Raw genomic sequence first — 22442 nt, 5'->3', positions numbered from 1 at the left:
TCCCGCGTGGAAGGGCCATCGCTCAACGGATAAAAGGTACTCTAGGGATAACAGGCTGATTTTGCCCAAGAGTCCATATCGACGGCAAAGTTTGGCACCTCGATGTCGGCTCATCACATCCTGGGGCTGGAGCAGGTCCCAAGGGTATGGCTGTTCGCCATTTAAAGTGGTACGTGAGCTGGGTTCAGAACGTCGTGAGACAGTTTGGTCCCTATCTGCCGTGGGTGTTCGAAGCTTGAGAGGATCTGTCCCTAGTACGAGAGGACCGGGATGGACATACCTCTGGTGGACCTGTCGTGGCGCCAGCTGCGCAGCAGGGTAGCTAAGTATGGAATAGATAACCGCTGAAAGCATCTAAGCGGGAAACTAACCTCAAAACAAGGCTTCGCTGAGGATCGTGGAAGACTACCACGTTGATAGGCCAGGTGTGGAAGCGCGGCGACGCGTGTAGCTTACTGGTACTAATAATCCGATCGGTTTGATCGTTTCTCAGCAAAACTCATTCGATGATTGCTTCCTTGACCGAAGCAATCTCAGACAATGTCTTCTCTTCATTCCGCTGTCCGCCTCGTTGACCTGGTGGCTATGTCGGAGGTTCCCCACCCGATCCCATTCCGAACTCGGTCGTTAAGCCCTCCAGAGCCAATGGTACTTCGTCTTAAGGCGCGGGAGAGTAGGTCGCCGCCGGGTCTACCAGGCGGACAGCCGAATGAAGCGATTATCCTTGGCCTACCGCGCTTCGCGCGACTTGAGGCCAGGCTCGAACCGTTCTTCCTCACGATCCTACCGTTCGCCGCGGGATGGAGCAGCCCGGTAGCTCGTCAGGCTCATAACCTGAAGGTCGCAGGTTCAAATCCTGCTCCCGCACCCAGATCAACCCCACGGTCCCAGACCGTGGGGTTTTCTGCGTTCTGGAATACGCCCCGCGCCCTGGACGACAAACGCCGCCCCGGCGGCTATGAGCCCAGAGACGGGACCAGCAGCTTGTCCAGGGTGATCGGAAGGTCGCGGATGCGTCGGCCGGTCGCGTTGTAAATGGCGTTGGCCACGGCCGCGCCCGTGCCGGTGATGCCGATCTCGCCGACCCCGCGCGCGCCCATCGGCGCATGCGGGTCCGGAATGTCGGTCCAGATCACGTCGATGTCCGGCACGTCCATGTGAACCGGGACGTGGTACTCGGAGAGGCTGGGGTTCATGATGCGGCCGTTGCGCGGGTCGACCTGGGTCTCTTCCATCAGGGCCAGGCCGAGGCCCATGATGACGCCGCCGCGGAACTGGCTGGCGGCCGTCTTCGGGTTCAGGATCCGGCCGCAGTCGAACGAGCCGAGGAAGCGGCGGATCCGCGGTTCGCCCGTAACGACATTGACTGCCGCCTCACAGAACATGGCCGCGTGGCTGTGCATCGACCAGTGCATGGTCTCCATCGGTTGAGGCGGCTCGGCCTCGACGCAGACGCTCTTGCGTTGGGCCCGGCCCAGGATGGAGGCGTAGCTCTCGAAACGGGTTTCGTCCTCCAACCCGCAAAGGCCGCCGTCACGGCAGGCGACCTCGTCGGCCTTCAGGCCGGCTAGCGGCGAGTCATTGCCCGCCAGCTTCAGCAGCTCCCCCACCAGCGTCCTGTGGGCGGCGATCACCGAGGCGCCGATGGCCGCGGTCTGCTGCGAGCCGCCCGCCATGATCAGGCCGGGCAGGGTGGAGTCGCCATAGTTGAACCGGACGGCGTCCATCGGCAGGCCGAGCCGTTCGGCCGTGACCTGGGTTTGAACGGTGGCCGTGCCCATGCCCATCTCATGGACCGCCACGTCGACGATCGCCTGTCCGTCGCGCGTCAGGGTCAGGCGGGCGGCCCCGCCCGGCATGCGGTAGTAGGGACAGGTGCCGGTCGCGCACCCCATGCCGATCAGCCACTCGCCTTCCTGGCGGGCGCGGGGACGCGGATCGCGCCGGCTCCAGCCGAACCGTTCGGCGCCGTCGCGGAAAGCCTTCTCCACTTCGCGCGAGGAGAAGGGGAGGCCCTGCGTCGGATCCTTTTCCGGCTCGTTCTTCAGCCGCAACTCGATCGGATCCATGCCGAGCGCCTCGGCCAGTTCGTCCATGGCGACCTCGAGCGCGAAGGTGCCGACCGCCTCGCCCGGCGCGCGCATGAAGGTGTTGCCGATCATGTCCAGTTCGACCTGCTGGACGTCGAGCAGCATGGTCTCGGCGCCATACACGCTGCGGGTCGGCAGGATGAAGGGCTCGGGCATGATGTTGTGCGACGTCTTGGCCGTCACCCCGGTATGGATCAGGGCCTTGAGCTTGCCGCTTCGGTCGGCGCCCAGCGCGACCCGCTGTTCGGTCATGGAGCGTCCGCCGACGGTGCGGTACACGCCCTCGCGCGACAGCACCAGCCGCACGGGAACGCCCGCCAGCCGGGCCGCCGCCGCGGCGAGTATCTGGTGCTGCCACAGGGTCTTGGAGCCGAAGCCCCCGCCGACGAAGGGCGAGGTGACGACCACCTGGTCTTCCTTCAGATCGAACACCTTGGCCAGCGTCCAGGCGGCATGGGCGACCACCTGCTGGGCGTCGTGGACGCGCAGGCTGTCGCCGTCCCAGGCCAGGGTCACGGCGTGCAGCTCGATCGGATTGTGGTTGTGGCGCGGCGTGACATAGGTCGCCTCGACCTTCACCTCGGCCTCGGCGAACGCCTGTTCCGCCTTGCCGATCTCATTGTGCAGCGGCTGACCCATGAACTGGGCCTGGCGGGCGCCGGCCTGTTTCACCTGGTCGAAGTCGGTCGCGGCTTCTTCCGCCTGATAGCGGACGCGGATCAGGGACTGGGCGTGATCCGCCTCTTCCTGGGTCCGGGCCAGGACCACGCCGATGGGCTGGCCGTTCCAGTGCACCCGGTCGTCCTGAAGCACGGGCAGGCCGTCGCCCCCGGCCGCCTTGGGATCGGTCAGGAAGATCGGCGTCGGCTTCAGCTTCGGCGCGTTCTCGTGGGTCATCACCAGGACCACGCCCGGCGCGGCCCGGGCGGCCTCGGCGTCGATTTCCACGATCCGGCCCTTGGCGATCGTGCTGTAGAAGACCGCCGCATAGACCATGCCGTCCATGGGAAATTCGGCGGCGAACCGCGCCTGGCCGGCGACCTTCAAGGGACCATCCAGACGGGAGACCGGCTTGCCGATATGGCCGTGCTGACGGCGGATCAGCGGGTCCGGATGGCCGCCGGGCACCCAGCTGTCCGGGGCCAGGGCCACCGCCTTGCCCATCAGGCCCTGCATCAGGCCCTGGGCGCGGGTCTTGGCTTCGTCCAGAATGCTCATGACGCCTGCCCCTTGGCCAGCTCGCCAAGGACCGCGACCATCGTCCGCTTGGCCAGTTCGATCTTGAACGCGTTGTGTTCGAGCGGCCGGGCGTCGGCCAGTTCCGCCTCGGCTGCCGCGCCGAACGCGGCCTCGGTCGCCGGACCGCCGCGAAGCGCCGCCTCCGCCTTGAATGCGCGCCAGGGCTTGTGCGCCACGCCGCCGAGGGCCAGCCGGACGTCGGCCACGCGGTCGTCTTCCACCGTCAGCACTGCGCCGATCGAGATCAGGGCGAAGGCGAAGCTGGCGCGATCGCGCACCTTTCGATAGGCCGACCGGCCGGCGAGGGGCGGGGGCAGGCTGACATGGGTGATCAACTCGCCGGGCCTCAGCACCGTGTCGATCTCGGGCCGGTCCTCCGGCAGGCGATGAAAATCGACCATCGGCACGGTGCGCCCGCCGTCCTGCCCGCGCAGATGGACCTGGGCGTCCAGGGCCGTCAGGGCCACGCACATGTCCGACGGATGCGTCGCCACGCAGGCTTCGGAGGCGCCCAGCACCGCGTGAATCCGGTTGAAGCCGCCGACGGCATCGCAGCCTTGACCCGGCGCGCGCTTGTTACACCGCGCGCCGTCGTCGTCGTAGAAGTAGGCGCAGCGGGTGCGCTGCAGCAGATTGCCGCCGACGGTGGCCATGTTGCGGATCTGGCCGCTGGCGCCGGAGAGAATGGCGCGGCTGAGAAGGGGATAGCGTCGCCGGACCAGCCGGTGCTCGGCGACGGCGGTGTTGCGGGCGGCGGCGCCCAGGCTCAGCCCGCCGTCGTCGGTCTCGCCGATGTCGCTGGAGAGGCCGGTGACGTCCACGACCGATGTCGGCCGCTCCAGCGTCTCGCGCATCAGATCGACCAGATTGGTGCCGCCGCCCAGATATTTGGCGCCGGGCAGGGCGCCCAGGCGCACCGCCTCGTCGGCGCTGGCGACGCGGCTGAAGGCGAACGGCGTCACTGCGCCGCCTCGCCGAAAATCTCCTGAATCGACGCGACGATGCCGTTGTAGGCGCCGCAGCGGCACAGGTTGCCGCTCATGCGCTCGCGCACCTCCTCGGCGGTCAGGTCAACCGCGTCCGCTTCCAGATCGGGCGACACATGGCTGGGCACGCCGCGTCTCGCCTCGGCCGCCATGCCGATCGCCGAACAGATCTGTCCCGGGGTGCAGTAGCCGCACTGGAAGCCGTCATGCTCGACGAAGGCGGCCTGCAGCGGGTGGAGGTCGCCGGGCGCGCCCAGGCCCTCGACGGTCGTCACCTGCCGTCCGTCGTACTGGACGGCCAGGGCCAGGCAGGACAGGACGCGCTCGCCGTCGACCAGGACCGTGCAGGCCCCGCAGGCGCCCTGGTTGCAGCCCTTCTTCGTGCCGGTGAGATGAAGCTGTTCCCGCAACAGATCGAGCAGGGAGACCCGGGGGTCGTCGGGCGCCGAGACAGCCTGGGCGTTGATGAGGATGGCCAAGACCGGCCTCCTTGGCTTTGATCCCGGGACGACGGCGTCCCGCCTTGCGAAACGACGCCGAGACGGTCGGGTTCAGCCCGCCGGCGCGCTTGTCGCGCGCGCCGGCTCTGACGGATCCGCCTAGCGACCCACGATCGCCATCAGGTGCGGCGGATAACGCTCTCCCTCGACGCCGATCTCGTCGGCGGCGCGACCCAATTCGGCCACGTCTTCGGCGGTCAGCTCCAGATCGGCCGCGGCCAGATTTTCCTGGAGGCGGTGCCGCTTGGTCGTGCCGGGGATCGGCACGATCCAGGGCTTCTGCGCCAGCAGCCAGGCCAGGGCGACCTGCGCCGGCGTGGCGTCGTGCGCGCCTGCGATCCGGCGGATCAGATCCACCAGTGCCTGGTTCTTCGCCATCGCCTCCGCCTGGAACCGAGGCAGTCCCGCCCGGAAATCGCCTTCGTCAAGCCGGGTGTCCTTGGACATGGCGCCGGTGAGGAAACCCTTGCCGAGCGGGCTGTAGGGCACCAGGCCGATGCCCAGCTCTTCACACGCTTCCAGGATGCCGTTCGTTTCCGGGCCGCGCGTCCACAGCGAATATTCGTTCTGCAACACGGCCACCGGCTGGACGGCGTGGGCGCGACGCACGGTCTCGGCGCCCGGCTCCGACAGGCCGAAGTGACGCACCTTGCCCTCGGCGATCAGATCCTTGACCGCCCCGGCCACGTCTTCGATCGGCACGTTCGGATCGACCCGGTGCTGGTAGAAGATGTCGATCACGTCCGTGCCCAGGCGCTTCAGAGAGGCCTCGGCCACCGCCTTGATGTGCTCGGGACGGCTGTTCAAGCCGGCCTGCTTGCCGTCTTGGATGTCGAAGCCGAACTTGGTGGCGATCACGACCTGATCGCGAACCGGCGCCAGGGCCGCGCCGACCATCTCCTCATTGGTGAAGGGGCCATAGACCTCGGCGGTGTCGAAGAAGGTCACGCCCAGATCCGCCGCCTGGCGGATCAGGTCGACGCCTTCGGCCTTGGTGACCTTGTGGGCGTAACCGAAGTCCAGGCCCATGCAGCCAAAGCCGAGGGCGGACACTTCGGGGCCGGCGGCGCCCAGCGTGCGGGTTTTCATGGCGTTCTCCTGCGATATCCAAGAGGCCAAGATGAGCGCTGGCTCATGCATGCGTTAGGCGCCTGAAGCTTCTTGCGCTCATCAATCCTGCTCATGAAAGACGCCCGAACCATGGTGAAGGCGGCTCATGACGCCGATCAGGAGGTCGCCCCTGACGAATGGCGGCTTCGCGCGTTATGTGTCTCGGAATGACCTTGATCATCAATGCGCAGCACGCCACCGCCGTCCGCGACAGGCTGGTCGATCCGTTCGGCCGGGCCATAGACTATGTGCGCGTGTCGGTGACGGACCGATGCGACCTGCGCTGCGTCTATTGCATGGCGGAGCGGCAGACGTTCCTGCCGAAGGCCGAGTTGCTGACTATCGAGGAGCTGGACCGCCTGTGCACGGCCTTCGTCGACCTGGGCGCTCGCCGCATCAGGCTGACGGGGGGAGAGCCCCTGGTGCGCCGGGGCTTCATGGATCTTGTCCAGGGCGTGGGCCGGCATCTGAGGTCGGGGCGCCTGGAGGAGCTGACGCTGACGACGAACGGAACGCTCCTCGCCGACCATGCCGAGGGCCTGTTCCGCGCCAGCGTCCGCCGCGTCAACGTTTCGATCGACACCCTGAACCCGGACGCCTATCGCCGGATCACGCGCGGCGGCGACCTGGGCAAGGTGCTGGCGGGGATCGAGGCCGCCCGTGCAATCGGCCTGCGGATCAAGCTGAACGCCGTGGCGCTTCGCGACGACAATGCGGACGAACTGCCCGACATGATCCGGTGGGCGCATGAGCGCGACATCGACATCAGCCTGATCGAGACCATGCCGCTGGGCGAGATCGAGGCCGATCGCATGGATCAGTATCTCAGCCTGGCGGAGGTGCGGCGCGGTCTGGAGCAGACGTGGACCCTGACGCCCGTCGCGCACCGGACAGGCGGGCCTTCCCGCTACGTCCGCGTTGCGGAGACCGGCGGCCTGCTGGGGTTCATCACGCCGCTCAGTCATATGTTCTGCGAAAGCTGCAATCGCGTGCGCGTCACCTGCACGGGGCGGCTGTATCTGTGCCTGGGTCAGGATCACGCCGTGGATCTGCGCGACGCCCTGCGCGATCACCCCGACGACGACCGGCCTCTGCGGGCGGCGATCCGTTCGGGAATCGGCCTAAAGCCGGAAGGCCACGATTTTCGGATCGAGCGGCGCGGCGCGGCGCCGGCCGTCGCCCGACCCATGTCGATGACCGGAGGCTGAGATGGCGCGAGTTCTGCTTTTCGGCGCGTTCGGGGACATGGCCGGCTGGACCGAGCGCGAGGTCGCGGCGGACACGCTGGGCGCGCTGAGGATCCAGGTCGCGGGATCCGACCCAGGTCTTGCGGCGCGTCTGTCGTCGCCGAGCACCTTGGTCATCGTCAACGATACGCTCCTGCCGCACAGCCTGCGTCCGGACGACCATCTCCTTGCGCCGCGCGACGAGGTCGCCTTCGGCCCGCCGGTCAGCGGCGGCTGAAGATGATTTCCATCACCCAAGACGCGCTGGACGTCGGCCGCCTGCTGGACGCCTTCTGCAAGGATCGAGACCAGACCGGCGCGGTGGTCAGCTTCGTGGGCCTGACGCGGGCGGGGGCGCCCGGCGCCGCCGTGGATCGACTGACGCTTCAGGCCTATCCGACCTTCACCGAGGCGGTGATGCGGGAAATCGAGGCCGAGGCGCGGCAGCGTTTCGACGTCCAGGACATCCTGGCGGTCCACCGGTGGGGCGCGGTGGGCGTGGGCGAGCAGATCATCTTCGTGGCGGTGGCCGCGCGGCATCGCCGGGCGGCCTTCGAGGCCTGCGACTATCTGATGGACCAGTTCAAGACCCGGGCACCCTTCTGGAAGAAGGAAGAGGGGCCGGACGGCGCGCGCTGGATCGAGGCGCGGGACCAGGACCATCGCGATCTGGAACGCTGGACGGACAAGGAAGACGAATGACCAACACCGACACCCTGCCGGCGCCCGGCGGACGATTGATCGAAGGCGACATCCGGCCGGTTCGCATCGCGGTGCTGACCGTGTCCGACACGCGCGACGAGGACAGCGACACCTCCGGCGCCATCCTGGCCGCACGCATCGAGGCCGCCGGTCACGAGGTGGCGGGAAAGACCCTGGTCCCCGACGACGTGGAGGCCATCCGGACCCAGGTGCGGTCTTGGATCGAGGGCGGAGGGGTCGATGCGATCATCACCACCGGCGGCACCGGCCTGACCGGCCGCGACGTCACGCCCGAGGCCCTGGAGCCGCTGTTCGACAAGCGGATCGAAGGGTTCTCCGTCGTGTTCCATCAGGTCAGCTACCAGTCGATCGGCCTGTCCACCCTGCAGTCGCGGGCGACGGCGGGCGTGATCGGCGGAGTCTTCGTCTTCTGCCTGCCGGGCTCGAACGGCGCGGTTCGGGACGGATGGGACAAGGTCATCCGCTGGCAGCTCGACAGCCGGCACAAGCCCTGCAATCTCGTCGAGATCATGCCCCGCCTGTTGGAACGCTGATGCCCGACCTGACTCATATCGACGCCGACGGCCGCGCCCGAATGGTGGACGTGTCGGACAAGGCGAGCAGCGCGCGCGAAGCCGTGGCCGCGGGGCGGCTCAGGATGCAGGCGCAAACCCTTCAGACCGCCTTGTCCGGCGGCGGCAAGAAGGGGGACGTGCGCGCCGTGGCGGAAATCGCCGGGGTGATGGCGGCCAAGCGGACCGGCGACCTGATCCCGATGTGCCATCCGCTGATGCTGACGTCGGTCAAGGTCAGCGTGGAGCCGCTCGACGACGGCTCGGGCCTGCAGGCGACGGCCCGGGTGAAGACATCCGGTCAGACCGGCGTCGAGATGGAGGCCCTGACCGCCGTCAGCGTGGCCCTGCTGACGCTGTACGACATGCTGAAGGCCGTCGATCGCGGCATGACGATCGAGGGCGTCGGCCTGGTCAGCAAGTCCGGCGGCGCGTCTGGCGATTGGGTTCGTCCGTGACCCTGCCGGATGTCGATACGGCGCTGGCCCGAATGCTGGCGCGGACAGCGCCGCTGGACGAAGAGACGGTGGGCTTGGGCGAGGCCGATGGGCGGTGGCTGGCCGAGGCGGTCGCGGCCCGTCGCGACCAGCCGCCGTTCGACGCCTCGGCGATGGACGGATGGGCGGTGAGGGGGACGGATGTCCGACCCGGCGCGCGCCTGCGCATCGTGGGCGAAAGCGCCGCCGGCGGGTCGGTCGATTTCAGGCTGAACCCTGGAGAGGCCGCTCGGATATTCACCGGCGCGCCGATGCCCGAGGGGGCCGACGCCGTCGTCATTCAGGAGAAGGCGACCCGCCAGGGCGACGCGGTGATCCTGGGCGAAGCCGGCGCCGATCCCGCCTGGGTGCGGCCGCGCGGCGGGGACTTCAAGGCGGAAGACGTGCTGCTGTCGGCCGGGGTGCGGCTGAATCCCTGGAGGCTGGCCTTGGCCGCGTCCGCGGGCGTCGGCGCCGTCCGCTGCGGCCGGCGGCCGCGCGTCGCCCTGCTGCCCAACGGCGACGAGCTGGTGGAGCCGGGTCGGCCGATCGCGGATCACCAGATCTTCAACTCCGCCGGCCCGGCGCTGGCCGCCTTCGCCGCCCGCTGCGGCGCGCGCCCGACGGCCCTGCCGCCGGCCAGGGACGACGAGGCGGCGATCCGTTCGGCCGTGACCGGCGCGGCGTTCGATCTTCTGGTGGCGGTGGGCGGCGCTTCGGTCGGGGACCATGACCGCGTCAAGCCAGCGCTGCGCGCGCTGGGCGCCGAAATGATCGTCGAAGGGTGCGCGATGCGGCCCGGCAAGCCGGTGTGGTTCGCCGTTCTGCCCGACGGCCGGATCGTGCTGGGGCTGCCGGGCAACCCGGCCTCCGCCCTTGTCTGCGCGGAGCTTTTCCTGGCGCCCCTGATCGCGGGTCTGCAGGGCGGGGCGCCGACGCCGCGACGCGACAGCGCCGCCCTGGCGGTCGATCTGCCCGCCAATGGGCCGCGCGACCACTATATGCGGGCGCGGCTGGAGGTCGGGGCCGAGGGACGCCTGCTGGCCTGGCCCTTCTCGAATCAGGATTCGTCGCTGGTCAGCGTGATGGCCCAGGCCGACGCCCTGGTGCGGCGCCCGCCGGGTGCGCCGGCGGCGGTCGCCGGCGAGATCGTCGAGGTCATCCGACCCAGCTGACGGCGGCGTCCAGATCGTCCGGCCGGTCGATGTCGAAGACCACGCCGGGGTCGTCGATCGGCACGAGGGCGAGGTCGCCGCCCAGGCGCTGCAGCACGGACCGGGCGCCCGCGTCCCCCTTCAGCGTCATCAGCTGGGCGAACGTAGAGCGCGCGAAGGCGACGGGATGGGCGGGGCCGTCCGGATGGACGGGTCGCGCCGCGGGCGCGCCGGCGTCGATGCGGTCCAGCAGGGCGTCGACCAGGCCGGCGGGCACGCCGGGCATGTCGCCGAGCAGGATGCAGACCGATGTCGCGCTTTCGGGAAGGGCGCGCAGGCCGGCTTGCAGCGATGCGGCCATGCCGGTCGACCAGTCGTCGGCGACGACGACGCGCAGGCGCGCATCGGCAAGGGGCTGCAGGGCGGTCGCGACCGCCTCGCGGCCCGAGCCCAGCACGACCACGACATCGGCGACGCGGGCGGCCAGCGCCGTGCGCACGGGCCGCCGGATCAAGGGCTCGCCCCGCCACGGCGCGACCAGCTTGCCGCCGCCGAAGCGCCGCCCCGCGCCCGCCGCCAGAACGATGGCGTGGCGGCTCACCCGCGCGCGCCGATGATCTCGCCGACCACGGACACCGCGACTTCGCGTGGCGCGCGCGCGCCGATCCGAAGGCCGATGGGGGCCTTCAGCCTGGCCAGGGCGTCGTCGGGGACGCCGTCGGACCGGAGCCGATCGAGACGATCGGGCAGGCGGCGGCGCGAGCCCAGCACCCCCACATAGCCGGCGTCCGTGGCCAGGGCCGCCTTGATCGCCTGGTGGTCGAGATCGGCGTCGTGGGTGGCGATGGCGACGGCCGTCCAGCGGTCGCAGCCGAGGCGTTCCAGCGCCGCCGCCGGGGCGTCGCGCAGATAGGCGGCGGCGAGCGGCGGGGGCGCTTCCGGTCCGTTCGGCCGCACGAAAACCGTTTCCCAGCCTTGGCGCGCGCCTTCCTCCGCGATGGCCAGGGCGAAGGCGTCGGCGCCGATGACGATAAGGCGCTGGGACGGCGCATAGGCCCGCAGACGGTCGGGGCGCTGGACGTCGCCGGGAACGAGATCGCGACGCCCCTGGTCCGACGTCAGGGTCGCCAGCCGGCGATGATCCCGCGCCGCTCGCAGGTCGGCCAGCAGGGGGTCGTCCGGCGTGAACCGCTCCACCTGAAGGTCAAGCCGGCCGCCGCAGGGCAGGCGGGTGTCCACGAACGGGCTGCCTTCGCCGTACACCAGCCGAACGACCTGGCCGCTTTCCAGGACGTCGCGGGCATGCAGCGCCACGTCGGCTTCGATGCAGCCCCCCGAAAGGAAGCCGCCCATGTCGTCGGCGGTGACCACCATCTGGGCGCCGACGCCGCGCGGCCCGCCGCCCTGGGCCGCCACGATGGTGACCAGGGCGAAGGGCTGGCCCGCGTCGGCCGCCGCGAACATGCGCGGACGCATGTCGTCCTCAAGCCCGGCCGGGTACCAGTCAGTCATCCAGCGTCAGCCTAATACGCGCGGAGGGACGTGTCAGCGGTCGACTTCGGCGGACCTGGGATATCGGGCGTCATCGACGGGCTCCATCCAGTCGACGTCCTCGCCTTCCGGATTTTCCTGGATCGCCAGGTGGGTCATGGCCGCGCCGGCGCTGGCGCCATGCCAGTGTTTGACGCCGGGCGGAATGCGGACCACGTCGCCGGTGCGGATCTCGAGCGGCGCGCCGTCCCACGCGGCGACCCAGCCCCGGCCCGCCGTGACCACCAGGGTCTGACCCTGCGGATGGGCGTGCCAGTTCGTGCGTGCGCCGGGCTCGAAGGTGACATAGGCGCCGGAGACGCGGACCGCCCCCTGGGGCTCGAAGGCCGGGTCCACCCGCACCGCCCCGGTGAAGCGGGAGGCGGGCCCCCGTGTCGATGGACGGTCGCCGGGACGACTGACCGTGACGGTGTCGGACGCCACCTGCGCGACGGCGGGGGTGGCGGCGCCGAGGACGGCGGCGGCGATTAGGGACAGGCGATGGGACATGCGGATCTCCTTGGCGGGAAGGGTCTCAGGCTATCGGTGCGACGACTAGGCCATGGATCGCGCTTGCCTTTGTGAGTAGGCTTCATGAATGCCACGCCGTAACGACCTCAGCGACATCGCCGCCTTCCTGGCGGTGGCGCGCGAACGCAACTTCACCCGCGCCGCGTCCCAGCTGGGCGTCACCCAGTCCGCGCTCAGCCACACCATCCGCGGCCTGGAGGAGCGCCTGGGCCTGCGCCTTTTGACCCGCAGCACCCGCAGCGTCGCGCCGACCGAGGCCGGCGAGCGGCTGATCGAGTCCGTCGGGCTCCATTTCGAGGAGATCGAGGCCGGGATCGCCGCCCTGGGCTCTCTGCGCGATCGCCCCTCCGGCACGGTCCGGATCACCGCATCGGATCACGCGATCGACAGCCTGCTGTGGCCGAAGCTGCAGCCGGTGCTGAAACAGTACCCGGAAATCAAGGTCGAGTTGATCGTCGACTACGGCTTCACCGACATCGTGGCCGAGCGCTACGACGCCGGCGTTCGATATGGCGAGGCCATCGCCAAGGAGATGATCGCCGTCCGCATCGGCCCGGACGCCGAGATCGGCATCGTGGGCTCGCCGGACTATCTCAAGGGGCGCGATCCGCCCCGCCACCCGCAGGACCTCTTGGCCCACAACTGCATCAACATGCGCATGCCGACCTATGGCGGCCTTTACGCCTGGGAGTTCGACAAGGCCGGACAGAGCGTCAACGTGCGCGTGGAGGGTCAGCTTGTCTTCAACGGCATACAGCAGATCCGCCAGGCGGCGCTGGACGGGTTCGGACTGGCCTATATCCCGCTGGATATCGTACAGCCGGACATCAACGCCGGTCGGCTGGTGCGCGTGCTGTCTGACTGGTGCGAGCCGTTCACGGGCTTTCACCTCTATTATCCCAGTCGGCGCCAGGCCTCGCCCGCCTTTGTCGCGGTGGTCGACGCCCTGCGTCATCGGGTTCGGTGATGAGGCGGTCTCATGGCGGCGTTCAGAACGGCGGCATGGGCGACCGGCGACGAACGCGTCAGATTGGCGGTCCGGAAAGCCGGAAGAAAAGGGACGGTTCCTTGCGCATCTTCCACCACATCCTGCTGGCGGGCCTGCTGGCTCTGGCCGCGTGTTCGCCCGGCCAGCCGGCGGAGCGGCCGCCCCTGACCGTCTTCGCCGCGGCGTCGCTGAGCGACGCGCTTGGCGAGATCGGCCGCGCCTGGGAGGACGAAACGGGGCAAGCGGTGCGCTTTTCCTTCGCCGCCAGCGGGTCGGTCGCGCGACAGATCGAGGCGGGCGCCCCGGCGGACGCCGTGGTGCTGGCCGACCGGCCGTGGATGGATCGCCTGTCGGACGCGGGACGGATCGAACGCGACAGCCGCATCGACCTGCTCCGCAATCGTCTCGTGGTGATCGCGCGGGCCGACGCGCCGGACATGGGGGATCCGCTGTCCGCCCTGGCGGAGGGGCAGGGGCGGGTGGCCATCGGCGATCCCGACAGCGTGCCCGCCGGCGCCTATGCACGGGAATGGCTGCAGGGCCGCGGGCTTTGGGAGACGCTGCAGCCCCGGCTCGCCACCGCGACCGACGTGCGGGCGGTGCGGACGTTCGTCCAGCGGGGCGAGGCGCCGCTGGGGATCGTGTATCGCAGCGACGCGGAGGGGACGCCTGATCTGCGCGTCCTGCTGGAGCCCCCCGCCGCGGAGCAGCCGGACATCGTCTATCCCGCCGCCCTGACGCCGAAGGGCGCGGCGGCGGCGCGACCCTTCCTGGAGTATCTGCGCGGGCCCCGGGCGGGCCAGATCTTTCGCGCGCATGGTTTCGAGCCCGTCGCGGCGCCGTGATCGCGCCTCTGTCGTCCTTCGAGATCGAGGCGCTGACGCTTTCCTTGCGGGTGGCGAGCGCGGCCCTGCTTGGCGTCATCGTTCCAGCGGCCGCCCTGGGCTGGGTTCTCGCGCGCAAGCGGTTTGCGGGCAAATGGCTGGTGGAGGCGATGATCAACCTGCCCCTGGTGCTGCCGCCGGTGGTGGTCGGTCTTGTCCTCCTGACGGTGTTCGGCGCGCGCGGCCCCGTCGGTCGGGCGCTGGAGGCGATGTTCGGCGTCACGCTGGCCTTTCACTGGACGGGCGCCGCCGTGGCCGCCGCCGTGATGGCCCTGCCGCTGGTCGTGCGACCGCTGCGCCTGGCCTTCGAGGCGATCGATCCGCACCTCGAACAGGCGGCGGCCACGCTCGGCGCGCCGCCGTGGCAGGTGTTCGTTCGCGTCAGCCTGCCGCTGGCCATGCCGGGCCTGGTGTCCGGCGCCCTGCTGGGCTTCGCGCGGGCGTTCGGAGAGTTCGGCGCCACCATCACCTTCGCGGGCGCCATCTCCGGCGAGACCCAGACCTTGCCCGTGGCCATCTACATCGCCCTTCAGCGCGCCGGCGGGGAAGGGGCCGCGTTCCGGCTGGCGATCCTGTCCATCGTGATCTCGGTGGTCGCCCTGTTCGTCACGGAGGCCATCAACCGCCGTCTGCTGGAGCGCCGTCGATGAGCGGCCTGGACTTTCGCGTACGCGCGCGCCGGGACGACTTCGAGCTGGACGTCCAGGTCCAGGCGGCGTCGTCCACGCTCGCGATCGTCGGGCGCTCCGGGGCCGGCAAGACGACGCTGCTTCAGGCGCTGGCGGGGCTGGCGCCGCGCGCCGAGGTCCGTCTGGCGGTCGACGGGCGCGCGGTGGTCGATACGGCGACGCGCCTCGATCCCCCTGCTCATGCGCGGGGGGTGGGTTACGTCTTCCAGGACGGTCGGCTGTTCCCGCACCTGTCCGTCGGAGCCAATGTGGCGTTCGGCGCGCGGTACGCCGCCGCGCCGATGTCGACGGCGGAGGCCTTGGCGCTGGTCGATCTCGCCGGCTTCGAAGACCGCCGGCCCCGCTCGCTGTCGGGGGGCGAGGCGCGCCGCGCGGCCCTGGCCCGGGCGCTGCTGCCCCGCCCCCGGCTGCTGCTGCTCGACGAGCCCTTCACCGGCCTGGACGACGAGCGGCGAGCCCGGCTGACAGGCAATCTTCAGCGCCTGCGGGACGAGACCGGCGTGCCGCTGATCCTGGTGTCCCACGACGCCCGCGACGTCGAGCAACTCACCGACCATGTCGTCGAACTGCGCGACGGACGGGTGGTCTGACGGCGCTACTCTGGCCGCGTGTCGTAAACGGCGCTGACCGCGTTGACCGCAGAGATCGCCCGGGGCCATCCGGCGTAGAAGGCCAAGTGGGTGATCATCTCTCCGACCTCGGAGCGGGTCACGCCGTTGTCGAGCGCCCGGTCGAGATGAAAAGGCAGTTGCTCAGCCTGACCGTTGACGATCAGCGCGACCAGGGTGACCACGCTGCGATCGCGGGGCGTCAGATCGGTGCGCAGCCAGAGGTCTTCGAACAGGATTTCATTGGTGTATGCGGCAAGGCCCGGCGCGACCGGTCCGGTCGAGGCCTGCACCGACGCGGCGCGCGGCGCGTCGGCCTGGGGATCGAACGGGAGCTTTTCGGTCCCGGGCGAAATCGGCGTCAGGCCCCGGTCCGTCAGCAGGCCGTTCGCGACCCCGACAGCGGACATGGCGCGCGGCCAACCGGCGTAGAAGGCCAGGTGGGTGATGACCCCGGACAGTTCGACGGGCGTCACGCCGTTGTCCAGCGCCCTTCCCATGTGGCTGCGCATCTGGTCGACGTGGCCGCCGGCGACCAGGGCGGAGACGGTGACAAGGCTGCGGTCGCGCTTCGACAGCGCCTCGCGTTCCCACATGTCCCCGAACAGGACGACGTCCGTGTATTGCGCCAACGCCGGCGCCACGGCGTGGACCTGGGGCGGCGCGACGCTGGGACGGCGCGGCTGCGCCCCGCCTTCGACGGGAGAGAAGACCGCGGCGGCGGCGAGGGCGGCGAACAGTTTCATGGTGACCTCCGGCTGACGCCCTCAATCTAGGGCCGGTGGGCCGCTCGGTTTAGAGACGCGGAACTGCATGGAGCCAGAAGCACGGCTCATGGAACCAGCCCGTCCATTATGAATGCTGCTCATAGCGGCCTGCGTTGTTGATTGACTAATCGCAACAGAGGCGCGGGCCTAGGATCGCTCGACCGAGCCGCCCGATCGGCGCTTCATCACGAAAGGAACCGTCATGCTGGCCACCGTGCTCCATGCACCGGGCGATGTCCGTTACGAGGATGTCCCCGAACCCGTCATCCAGAAGCCGACCGACGCAATCATCAAGCTGTCGGCGAGCTGCATCTGCGGCTCGGACCTCTGGCCCTATCGGGGGCTGAACGCCGTGTCGCAGCCCTTGCAGATGGGCCATGAATATTGCGGCGTCGTCGTCGCCGTCGGCGAGGCGGTGAAGACGGTCAAGCCGGGGCAGTTCGTCGTTGGCTCCTTCTGCCTTTCGGACAACACCTGTCCGCATTGTCGCCACGGCTTCCAGTCGTCCTGCGAACAGGTCGAGTTCATGACCGGCGCCCAGGCGCCGTATGCCCGCGTTCCCCTGGCGGACGGCACCCTCGTCGCCACGGACGGCATGCCCGACGACGATCTGATCCCCAGTCTGTTGGCGGTCTCCGACGTGCTGGGCACCGGATGGTATGCGGCGGACGCCGCGCGGGTTCGGCCCGGGTCATCGGTGGTCGTCGTCGGTGACGGCGCGGTCGGCCTGATGGGGGTGCTGGCGGCCAAGCAGATGGGGGCCGAACGCATCATCGCCATGAGCCGCCACAAGCCCCGGCAGGCGTTGGCGCTGGAATACGGCGCGACCCACATCGTGTCCGAGCGCGGGGCCGAGGGAGCCCGGGTGATCAAGGATCTCACCGGCGGCGTCGGGGCGGACTCCGTGCTGGAATGCGTCGGCACCCAGGAGTCCATGTCGCAGGCGCTGGAGAGCACGCGGCCCGGCGGGTCGATCGGCTATGTGGGCGTTCCGCATGGCGTGACGTTCGACGGACAGCAGCTGTTCTTCGCCCAGCGCAACATGCTGGGCGGTCCGGCGCCGGTGCGGCGTTTCCTGCCGCATCTGATGGACCTCGTGCTTCGTCGCGAGATCGATCCCGGCAAGGTCTTCGATCTGCAGATCCCGATCGCCGATGTGTCGGAAGGTTACAAGGCGATGGATGAGCGACGGGCGATCAAGACTCTGCTGCGCGTCTGAACCCCGCTGATCTCATGAGGCGCTCTCATGGGAGCATTGGGCGATGATCATGGTTGCGTGTGAGACGATTTGCCGAGCTGTGCATTATGGTCGGCAAGTTCTCGCGCAGATGGGCCAGTAGATTTGGCAAGTAATAACCATTCGCAACTCGCATCGGGGTTGCCTGGCGCGATGGAATATCAGGAAGCGGCTTCTGGAGGGCTGATGCTTATGCGTGACATCTTGGAGCCGGACGTCTCGCGACGCGGCATTCTGTTGGGCGGCGCGGGGACCGCGGCCCTGGCCGCCATGCCCGCCGGCGCCCAGGAGGCGCAAGCCTCGGCGACGCCAGCGGTGGCCGCCACCACCCTGCCGGTCAGCTTCCAGGTCAACGGTCGGGAGATGTCGCTGCAGCTAGACACGCGAACCACGCTGCTGGACGCCCTTCGCGAACACCTGGATCTGAACGGCGCCAAGAAGGGGTGCGATCATGGTCAGTGCGGGGCCTGCACGGTGATCGTCAACGGACAGCGCATCAACGCGTGCCTGTCTCTGGCGGTGATGCACCAGGGCGACGAGGTGGTCACCATCGAGGGCCTGGGCTCGCCCGAGGATCTGCATCCGATGCAGGCGGCCTTCGTCAAGCATGACGGCTATCAGTGCGGCTATTGCACGCCGGGGCAGATCTGCTCGGCCGTGGCCGTGCTGCAGGAGATGCGCGACGGCGTGCCCAGTCACGTCCAGGACGACATCGCCGGTCGGCCCCCGATGACCACCGATGAAATGCGCGAGCGCATGAGCGGCAACATCTGCCGCTGCGGCGCCTATTCCAACATCGCCGAGGCCATGGCGGACGTCGCGGGGGTCCGGGCATGAGAGCCTTCAGCTACGAGCGCGCCCGCACGCCGCAGGAGGCCGCCGCCGTCGTGGCGGCCCGGCCCGGCGCCAAGTTCATCGCCGGCGGCACCAATCTGCTGGACCTGATGAAGCTGGAGATCGAGACGCCGGTCCATCTGGTCGATGTGCAGGACACCGGACTGGACCGGATCGAGGAGACGCGCGACGGCGGTCTGCGGATCGGGACCCTGGTGTCGAACACGGCCCTGGCCAGCGACCGGCGTGTCCGCCGCGATTATGGTGTGCTGACCCGCGCCATCGTCGCGGGCGCCTCGGGCCAGTTGCGCAACAAGGCCACCACCGGCGGCAACCTGCTTCAGCGGACGCGGTGCCCCTATTTCTACGACACCGATCAGGCGTGCAACAAACGCGAGCCCGGCTCGGGCTGCTCGGCCATCGGCGGCTTCACCCGCCAGCTGGGCGTGGTCGGCGTCAGCGACGCCTGCATCGCCACCCATCCCAGCGACATGGCGGTGGCCATGCGAGTGTTGGACGCGACGGTCGAGACGGTCACGCCCCAAGGCGAGACGCGCCGCCTGCCCGTGGCGGACCTGCATCGCCTGCCGGGCGAGACGCCGCACCTGGAAACGAACCTGCAGCCAGGAGAGATGATCACCGCGGTCGTCCTGCCGCGGCCCATCGGCGGCCGCCAGGTCTATCGCAAGGTCCGGGACCGGTCGTCCTACGCCTTCGCCCTGGTGTCCGTCGCCGCCGTGGTCCAGCCGGACGGGTCCGGCCGCGCGGCCTTCGGCGGCGTCGCGCCGAAACCGTGGCGGGTCGAGGCGGCGGAGGCGGCCATGCCGTCCGGCGCCAAGGCGGTGGCGTCGCGCGTGTTCGAAGGCGCGAAGACCACCGATCAGAACGGGTTCAAGATCACATTGGCCGAACGCACCCTGGCGGGCGTGCTGGCGGAGGCGAGGGCATGAAGTTCGAACGGGCCGCCGAAACAAACGCCATCGACCAGATGAAGGTCGTCGGACGTCCCCATTCCCGCGTGGAGGGCGCGCTGAAGGTGACGGGCCGTGCGCCCTACGCCTATGAGCATCGGGAGGGAGTCGAGAACGCCGCCTATGGCTATGTCGTGGGCTCGGCGATCGCCAAGGGTCGCATTCGCGCCATCGACACCCAGGCGGCGCGTTCGTCGCCTGGCGTGCTTGGCGTGGTGACCGCCGAAAACGCCGGCGAGCTGGAGAAGGGCCAGTACAACACCGCCCGTCTGCTGGGCGGACCCGATATCCAGCACTATCACCAGGCGATCGCGGTCGTGGTGGCCGAGACGTTCGAGCAGGCGCGCGCAGCCGCCGCCCGCCTGAAGGTCTCCTACGTCCGCGCGCGCGGGCGCTTCGACCTGGAAGCCCAGCGGGAGACCGCGACCGAGGCCAAGGACGTCAAGGACGCCGAAACGGGAGACTTCGACGCCGCCTTCGCCGACGCCCCGGTCAAGCTGGACGAGACCTATCACACGCCGGATCAGAGCCACGCCATGATGGAGCCGCACGCCTCCATCGCGACCTGGAACGGCGACGAGCTGTTCGTCTGGACCTCCAACCAGATGATCACCTGGGGCAAGGGCGATCTGGCGCGCACCCTGGGCGTGCCGGCCGAAAAGGTCCGGATCTCGTCGCCCTACATCGGCGGCGGTTTCGGCGGAAAGCTGTTCCTCCGCGCGGACGTGCTGCTGGCGGCCCTGGCGGCGCGCGAGGTGGGACGGCCGGTCAAGGTCGCGCTTCCGCGCCCGTTCATGGGCAACAACACCACGCACCGCCCGGCCACCATCCAGCGGATCCGCATCGGCGCGAACCGCGACGGCAAGATCCTGGCGATCGGGCACGACAACTGGAGCGGCGATCTTCCCGGCGGCGGCCCCGAGAACGGAACCGCCCAGACCAAACTGTTCTACGCCAGCGACGCCATCCGCACCCGCGTCCGGCTGGCCGAACTGGACCTGCCCGAAGGCAACGCCATGCGCGCGCCGGGCGAGGCGCCGGGTCTGATGGCGCTGGAGATCGCCATGGACGAGATGGCCGAGAAGCTGGGGATCGACCCCGTCCAGTTCCGCATAATGAACGACACCCAGGTCGATCCGATGAACCCCGAGAAGCGGTTCTCGAAGCGACAGTTCGTTCAATGCCTGACCCAGGGCGCCGAGCGGTTCGGCTGGTCGCGCCGCGCCGCGCCGGGCGCCACGCGCGACGGGCGCTGGCTGGTGGGCCTGGGCATGGCGGGCGGCTATCGCGGCAGCCCCACGATGAAGTCGGGCGCCCGGGTCCGCCTGACGCCGGAGGGCCGGATCATCGTCGAGAGCGACATGACGGACATCGGCACGGGCTCCTACACCATCATGGCCCAGACTGCGGCCGAGACGATGGGCGTGCCCCTCGATAGGGTGGAGATGCGACTGGGCGATTCCGCCTTCCCGTCGGCCGCCGGATCGGGCGGCCAGTGGGGCGCCAACAGTTCGACGTCGGGCACATACGCCGCCTGCGTCAAGCTGCGCGAAGCCGTGGCGCAGAAGCTGGGCTACGACCCCGGCGGCGCCGTCTTCAGCGACGGCCGGGTCCGGGACGGCCGCCGGTCGGCGACCCTGGCCAGCGCCGCGCGCGACGGCGAAATCGTCGCCGAGGACGCCATCGAGTTCGGCGATTTCACCCAGCAGTACGAGTACGGCACCTTCGCCGCCCATTTCGTGGAGGCCGCGGTCGACATGTACACGGGCCAGACCAAGATCCGCCGCATGCTGGCGGTCTGTTCGGCCGGCCGCATCCTCAATCCGACCACCGCCCGCAGCCAGGTCATCGGCGCCATGACCATGGGCGTCGGCGGCGCCCTGATGGAGGAACTGGTCGTCGACAAGCGCCTGGGCTTCTTCGTCAACCACGACCTAGCGGGCTATGAGGTGCCGGTGCACGCCGACATCCCGCACCAGGAGGTTGTCTTCCTCGAAGAGGCGGATGAGCTGTCCTCGCCGATGAAGGCCAAGGGCGTGGGCGAGCTGGGCCTGTGCGGCGTCGGGGCGGCGGTCGCCAATGCGATCCATAACGCAACCGGCGTGCGAATCCGCGAATATCCCGTCACCCTGGACAAGTATCTGGATCGATTGCCGGAGCTGGCGTGAAAGGCCTGAGACCGCAATCGTCAAGGCGAGGGACGACGACGCGAGCGTGAGACGCGCGAGGGCCTAAAGGCGGCGCGTCGACTGGCGGGGAATGAGCGAAGGGGTGGCGCGGCGAACCGCGGGGGCGCCCGGCGTGTCGGCCTGGGTCAGCAGTTCCATGGCCGTGGCGGCGATCTGGCCGAACGGCGTCCTTACCGTGGTCAGCGGCGTGGGCAGGTGGCTGACCAGCGGGATGTCGTTGTAGCCCACCACGGAAATGTCGCCGGGAACGGACAGCCCCTGCTGGGCCAGGGCTGACAGGGCGCCCAGCGCGGTGTTGTCGTTGATGGCGAAGAGGGCGGTGGGCCGATCGGCTAGGGTCATCAACTCACGCGCCGCCAGGTTGCCGGCCTCCAGGCTGAAGCTGGAGGGCACGACCCACTCGGGGCGCACCGACAGGCCGGCCTCGTCCATCGCCGCGCGATAGCCCTCCACCCGCCCCGCCGCGCTGGAGGCGTCGCTGGGGCCCGCGACCACGCCGATCCGGCTGTGGCCGAGGTCGATCAGGTGGCGCGTCGCCAGATAGCCGCCCAGGCGGTCGTCGCCGACGGAGGAGGGGTGCACCCCATCGGTCCGAAGGGCGAGAACGAAGCGGACGCCTTGGGCCGCAAGCCGTTCGGCCAGGCCATCCCCGGTTCGTGTCGTCGCCAGGACGAGGCCGTCGACGCCCCGCGCCATCAACATCTCCGCCGCCCGCTGATTGGCGACCGGATCGTCATTGGTCGTGGCGACGATGGTGAACCGCCCCGACTGAGCCGCGGCATGGGCGAGGGATTCGTAGAGCATCGCCATGACCGTGTCGGTCAGGCGCGGCACGATCACGCCGATCGTGCCCGTGGACCCGCGCCGCAGGTTGGCGGCCGAGACGTCGCGGACATAGCCCAGTTCCGTCGCGACGCGGCGCACCAGGCGCGCGGCCTCGGTATCGGACGGAGAGCCTTCGTCGAGGAACCGCGACACGCTGCTTTTCGACACGCCCGTGGCCCGCGCGATGTCCAGGATCGTCACACGCCGCCCGCCGCCGCCTCGTTGCTTCATCGCGATGATCCGCCTCCCTGTTGCGACCGGCTTGACCCGCCGACCGCGCGATGTAAAGTAGGGAACGTTCCCGGTATCGTTCCCGAGCCGTCGAGGCTCACCA

At 69.5% G+C, this 22442-nt stretch carries 23 protein-coding genes, 1 tRNA gene and 2 rRNA genes (1 of these 26 cut by a window edge); 17 read left to right on the top strand and 9 right to left on the bottom strand.

The window, feature by feature from the left end:
• The 3 genes from M8231_RS08715 to M8231_RS08705 all read left to right on the top strand — a co-directional run.
• A 23S ribosomal RNA gene (locus M8231_RS08715) occupies positions 1-486 on the top strand; it begins 2294 nt to the left of the window's first position.
• 89 nt (positions 487-575) lie between these two features.
• Positions 576-690: ribosomal RNA gene (gene rrf, locus M8231_RS08710) — 5S ribosomal RNA — on the top strand.
• Between the two features lie 104 nt (positions 691-794).
• Positions 795-871, top strand: a tRNA-Met gene (locus M8231_RS08705).
• Between the two features lie 85 nt (positions 872-956).
• Here the strand turns inward: M8231_RS08705 and M8231_RS08700 are convergent.
• The 4 genes from M8231_RS08700 to M8231_RS08685 all read right to left on the bottom strand — a co-directional run bounded on the left by M8231_RS08700 (position 957) and on the right by M8231_RS08685 (position 5904).
• Entirely contained in the window at positions 957-3308 is a 2352-nt protein-coding gene (locus M8231_RS08700) for a xanthine dehydrogenase family protein molybdopterin-binding subunit (RefSeq protein WP_250201284.1), read from the bottom strand.
• The gene (locus tag M8231_RS08695) at positions 3305-4291 is read right to left on the bottom strand and encodes an FAD binding domain-containing protein (RefSeq protein ID WP_249750295.1); all 987 of its coding nucleotides are present in this window, start codon (positions 4289-4291) and stop codon (positions 3305-3307) included. Before M8231_RS08695 ends, M8231_RS08700 begins: the two co-directional genes overlap by 4 nt.
• On the bottom strand, positions 4288-4794 hold the full coding sequence (locus M8231_RS08690) for a 2Fe-2S iron-sulfur cluster-binding protein (RefSeq protein WP_249750296.1): 507 nt from the start codon (positions 4792-4794) through the stop codon (positions 4288-4290). Before M8231_RS08690 ends, M8231_RS08695 begins: the two co-directional genes overlap by 4 nt.
• 120 nt (positions 4795-4914) lie before the next feature.
• Complete coding sequence (locus tag M8231_RS08685; RefSeq protein WP_250201283.1) at positions 4915-5904, bottom strand: aldo/keto reductase; 990 nt, start codon at positions 5902-5904, stop codon at positions 4915-4917.
• Between the two features lie 188 nt (positions 5905-6092).
• On the opposite strand from M8231_RS08685, the gene moaA reads away from it, so the two are divergent.
• Genes moaA through M8231_RS08655 form a run of 6 tightly spaced genes read left to right on the top strand, consistent with a single transcriptional unit; the run spans position 6093 to position 10076 of the window.
• Complete coding sequence (moaA, locus tag M8231_RS08680) at positions 6093-7133, top strand: GTP 3',8-cyclase MoaA (protein WP_250201282.1); 1041 nt, start codon at positions 6093-6095, stop codon at positions 7131-7133.
• A gap of 1 nt (position 7134) precedes the next feature.
• The gene (locus tag M8231_RS08675) at positions 7135-7389 is read left to right on the top strand and encodes a MoaD/ThiS family protein (protein ID WP_250201281.1); all 255 of its coding nucleotides are present in this window, start codon (positions 7135-7137) and stop codon (positions 7387-7389) included.
• Positions 7390-7391: 2 nt separating this feature from the next.
• The gene (locus M8231_RS08670) at positions 7392-7853 is read left to right on the top strand and encodes a molybdenum cofactor biosynthesis protein MoaE (protein WP_250201280.1); all 462 of its coding nucleotides are present in this window, start codon (positions 7392-7394) and stop codon (positions 7851-7853) included.
• Positions 7850-8407, top strand: coding sequence for a molybdenum cofactor biosynthesis protein B (gene moaB / locus M8231_RS08665; protein WP_249750299.1), 558 nt, complete (start codon positions 7850-7852; stop codon positions 8405-8407). The genes M8231_RS08670 and moaB overlap by 4 nt, the downstream gene beginning before the upstream one ends.
• Positions 8407-8883: a cyclic pyranopterin monophosphate synthase MoaC gene (gene moaC / locus M8231_RS08660; RefSeq protein ID WP_250201279.1), complete on the top strand. Its 477-nt coding sequence runs from the start codon at positions 8407-8409 to the stop codon at positions 8881-8883. Before moaB ends, moaC begins: the two co-directional genes overlap by 1 nt.
• Positions 8880-10076, top strand: coding sequence for a molybdopterin molybdotransferase MoeA (locus tag M8231_RS08655; protein WP_249750301.1), 1197 nt, complete (start codon positions 8880-8882; stop codon positions 10074-10076). The genes moaC and M8231_RS08655 overlap by 4 nt, the downstream gene beginning before the upstream one ends.
• Here the strand turns inward: M8231_RS08655 and M8231_RS08650 are convergent.
• From M8231_RS08650 to M8231_RS08640, 3 genes are read right to left on the bottom strand one after another with little or no spacing between them, the layout of a single operon-like run.
• Positions 10060-10656, bottom strand: a complete 597-nt coding sequence (locus tag M8231_RS08650) for a nucleotidyltransferase family protein (protein WP_250201278.1) — start codon at positions 10654-10656, stop codon at positions 10060-10062. The two genes, M8231_RS08655 and M8231_RS08650, sit on opposite strands and share 17 nt — an antisense overlap.
• Positions 10653-11567, bottom strand: coding sequence for an XdhC family protein (locus M8231_RS08645; protein WP_250201277.1), 915 nt, complete (start codon positions 11565-11567; stop codon positions 10653-10655). The genes M8231_RS08650 and M8231_RS08645 overlap by 4 nt, the downstream gene beginning before the upstream one ends.
• A gap of 33 nt (positions 11568-11600) precedes the next feature.
• Positions 11601-12095: a (R)-mandelonitrile lyase gene (locus M8231_RS08640; protein ID WP_250201276.1), complete on the bottom strand. Its 495-nt coding sequence runs from the start codon at positions 12093-12095 to the stop codon at positions 11601-11603.
• An 88-nt stretch (positions 12096-12183) separates the two neighbouring features.
• Here M8231_RS08640 and M8231_RS08635 point away from each other — a divergent pair, with 88 nt between their 5' ends.
• The 4 genes from M8231_RS08635 (at position 12184) to M8231_RS08620 (ending at position 15267) form a co-directional block, all read left to right on the top strand.
• Positions 12184-13083, top strand: a complete 900-nt coding sequence (locus M8231_RS08635; protein ID WP_249750306.1) for a LysR family transcriptional regulator — start codon at positions 12184-12186, stop codon at positions 13081-13083.
• A gap of 101 nt (positions 13084-13184) precedes the next feature.
• Positions 13185-13949: a molybdate ABC transporter substrate-binding protein gene (modA, locus tag M8231_RS08630; RefSeq protein ID WP_249750307.1), complete on the top strand. Its 765-nt coding sequence runs from the start codon at positions 13185-13187 to the stop codon at positions 13947-13949.
• Entirely contained in the window at positions 13946-14638 is a 693-nt protein-coding gene (gene modB, locus M8231_RS08625; protein WP_249750308.1) for a molybdate ABC transporter permease subunit, read from the top strand. Before modA ends, modB begins: the two co-directional genes overlap by 4 nt.
• Positions 14635-15267 (top strand): ATP-binding cassette domain-containing protein, encoded by a 633-nt coding sequence (locus tag M8231_RS08620; RefSeq protein WP_250201275.1) that lies wholly within the window; start codon positions 14635-14637, stop codon positions 15265-15267. Before modB ends, M8231_RS08620 begins: the two co-directional genes overlap by 4 nt.
• A gap of 5 nt (positions 15268-15272) precedes the next feature.
• Here M8231_RS08620 and M8231_RS08615 read toward each other — a convergent pair whose 3' ends face one another.
• Positions 15273-16031 (bottom strand): carboxymuconolactone decarboxylase family protein, encoded by a 759-nt coding sequence (locus tag M8231_RS08615; RefSeq protein WP_250201274.1) that lies wholly within the window; start codon positions 16029-16031, stop codon positions 15273-15275.
• A 223-nt stretch (positions 16032-16254) separates the two neighbouring features.
• On the opposite strand from M8231_RS08615, the gene M8231_RS08610 reads away from it, so the two are divergent.
• The 4 genes from M8231_RS08610 to paoC all read left to right on the top strand — a co-directional run bounded on the left by M8231_RS08610 (position 16255) and on the right by paoC (position 21262).
• Complete coding sequence (locus tag M8231_RS08610; RefSeq protein WP_250201273.1) at positions 16255-17271, top strand: zinc-dependent alcohol dehydrogenase family protein; 1017 nt, start codon at positions 16255-16257, stop codon at positions 17269-17271.
• 210 nt (positions 17272-17481) lie between these two features.
• Positions 17482-18126 carry an aldehyde dehydrogenase iron-sulfur subunit PaoA gene (paoA, locus tag M8231_RS08605; protein WP_249750313.1) on the top strand — a complete coding sequence of 215 codons (645 nt, stop codon included), beginning with the start codon at positions 17482-17484 and terminating at the stop codon, positions 18124-18126.
• Positions 18123-19073, top strand: coding sequence for an FAD binding domain-containing protein (locus tag M8231_RS08600; protein WP_249750314.1), 951 nt, complete (start codon positions 18123-18125; stop codon positions 19071-19073). Before paoA ends, M8231_RS08600 begins: the two co-directional genes overlap by 4 nt.
• On the top strand, positions 19070-21262 hold the full coding sequence (gene paoC / locus M8231_RS08595; protein ID WP_250201272.1) for an aldehyde oxidoreductase molybdenum-binding subunit PaoC: 2193 nt from the start codon (positions 19070-19072) through the stop codon (positions 21260-21262). The genes M8231_RS08600 and paoC overlap by 4 nt, the downstream gene beginning before the upstream one ends.
• A 63-nt stretch (positions 21263-21325) precedes the next feature.
• On the opposite strand, the gene M8231_RS08590 is transcribed toward paoC, so the two are convergent.
• Entirely contained in the window at positions 21326-22339 is a 1014-nt protein-coding gene (locus M8231_RS08590; RefSeq protein ID WP_250201271.1) for a LacI family DNA-binding transcriptional regulator, read from the bottom strand.
• Positions 22340-22442 lie beyond the last annotated feature (103 nt).

The organism is Brevundimonas albigilva, assembly GCF_023573565.1.
GTDB classification, from domain to species: Bacteria; Pseudomonadota; Alphaproteobacteria; order Caulobacterales; family Caulobacteraceae; genus Brevundimonas; species Brevundimonas albigilva.
The sequence above is the reverse complement of the archived record's forward strand: the minus strand, read 5'-3'. Positions and strand labels throughout refer to the sequence as shown.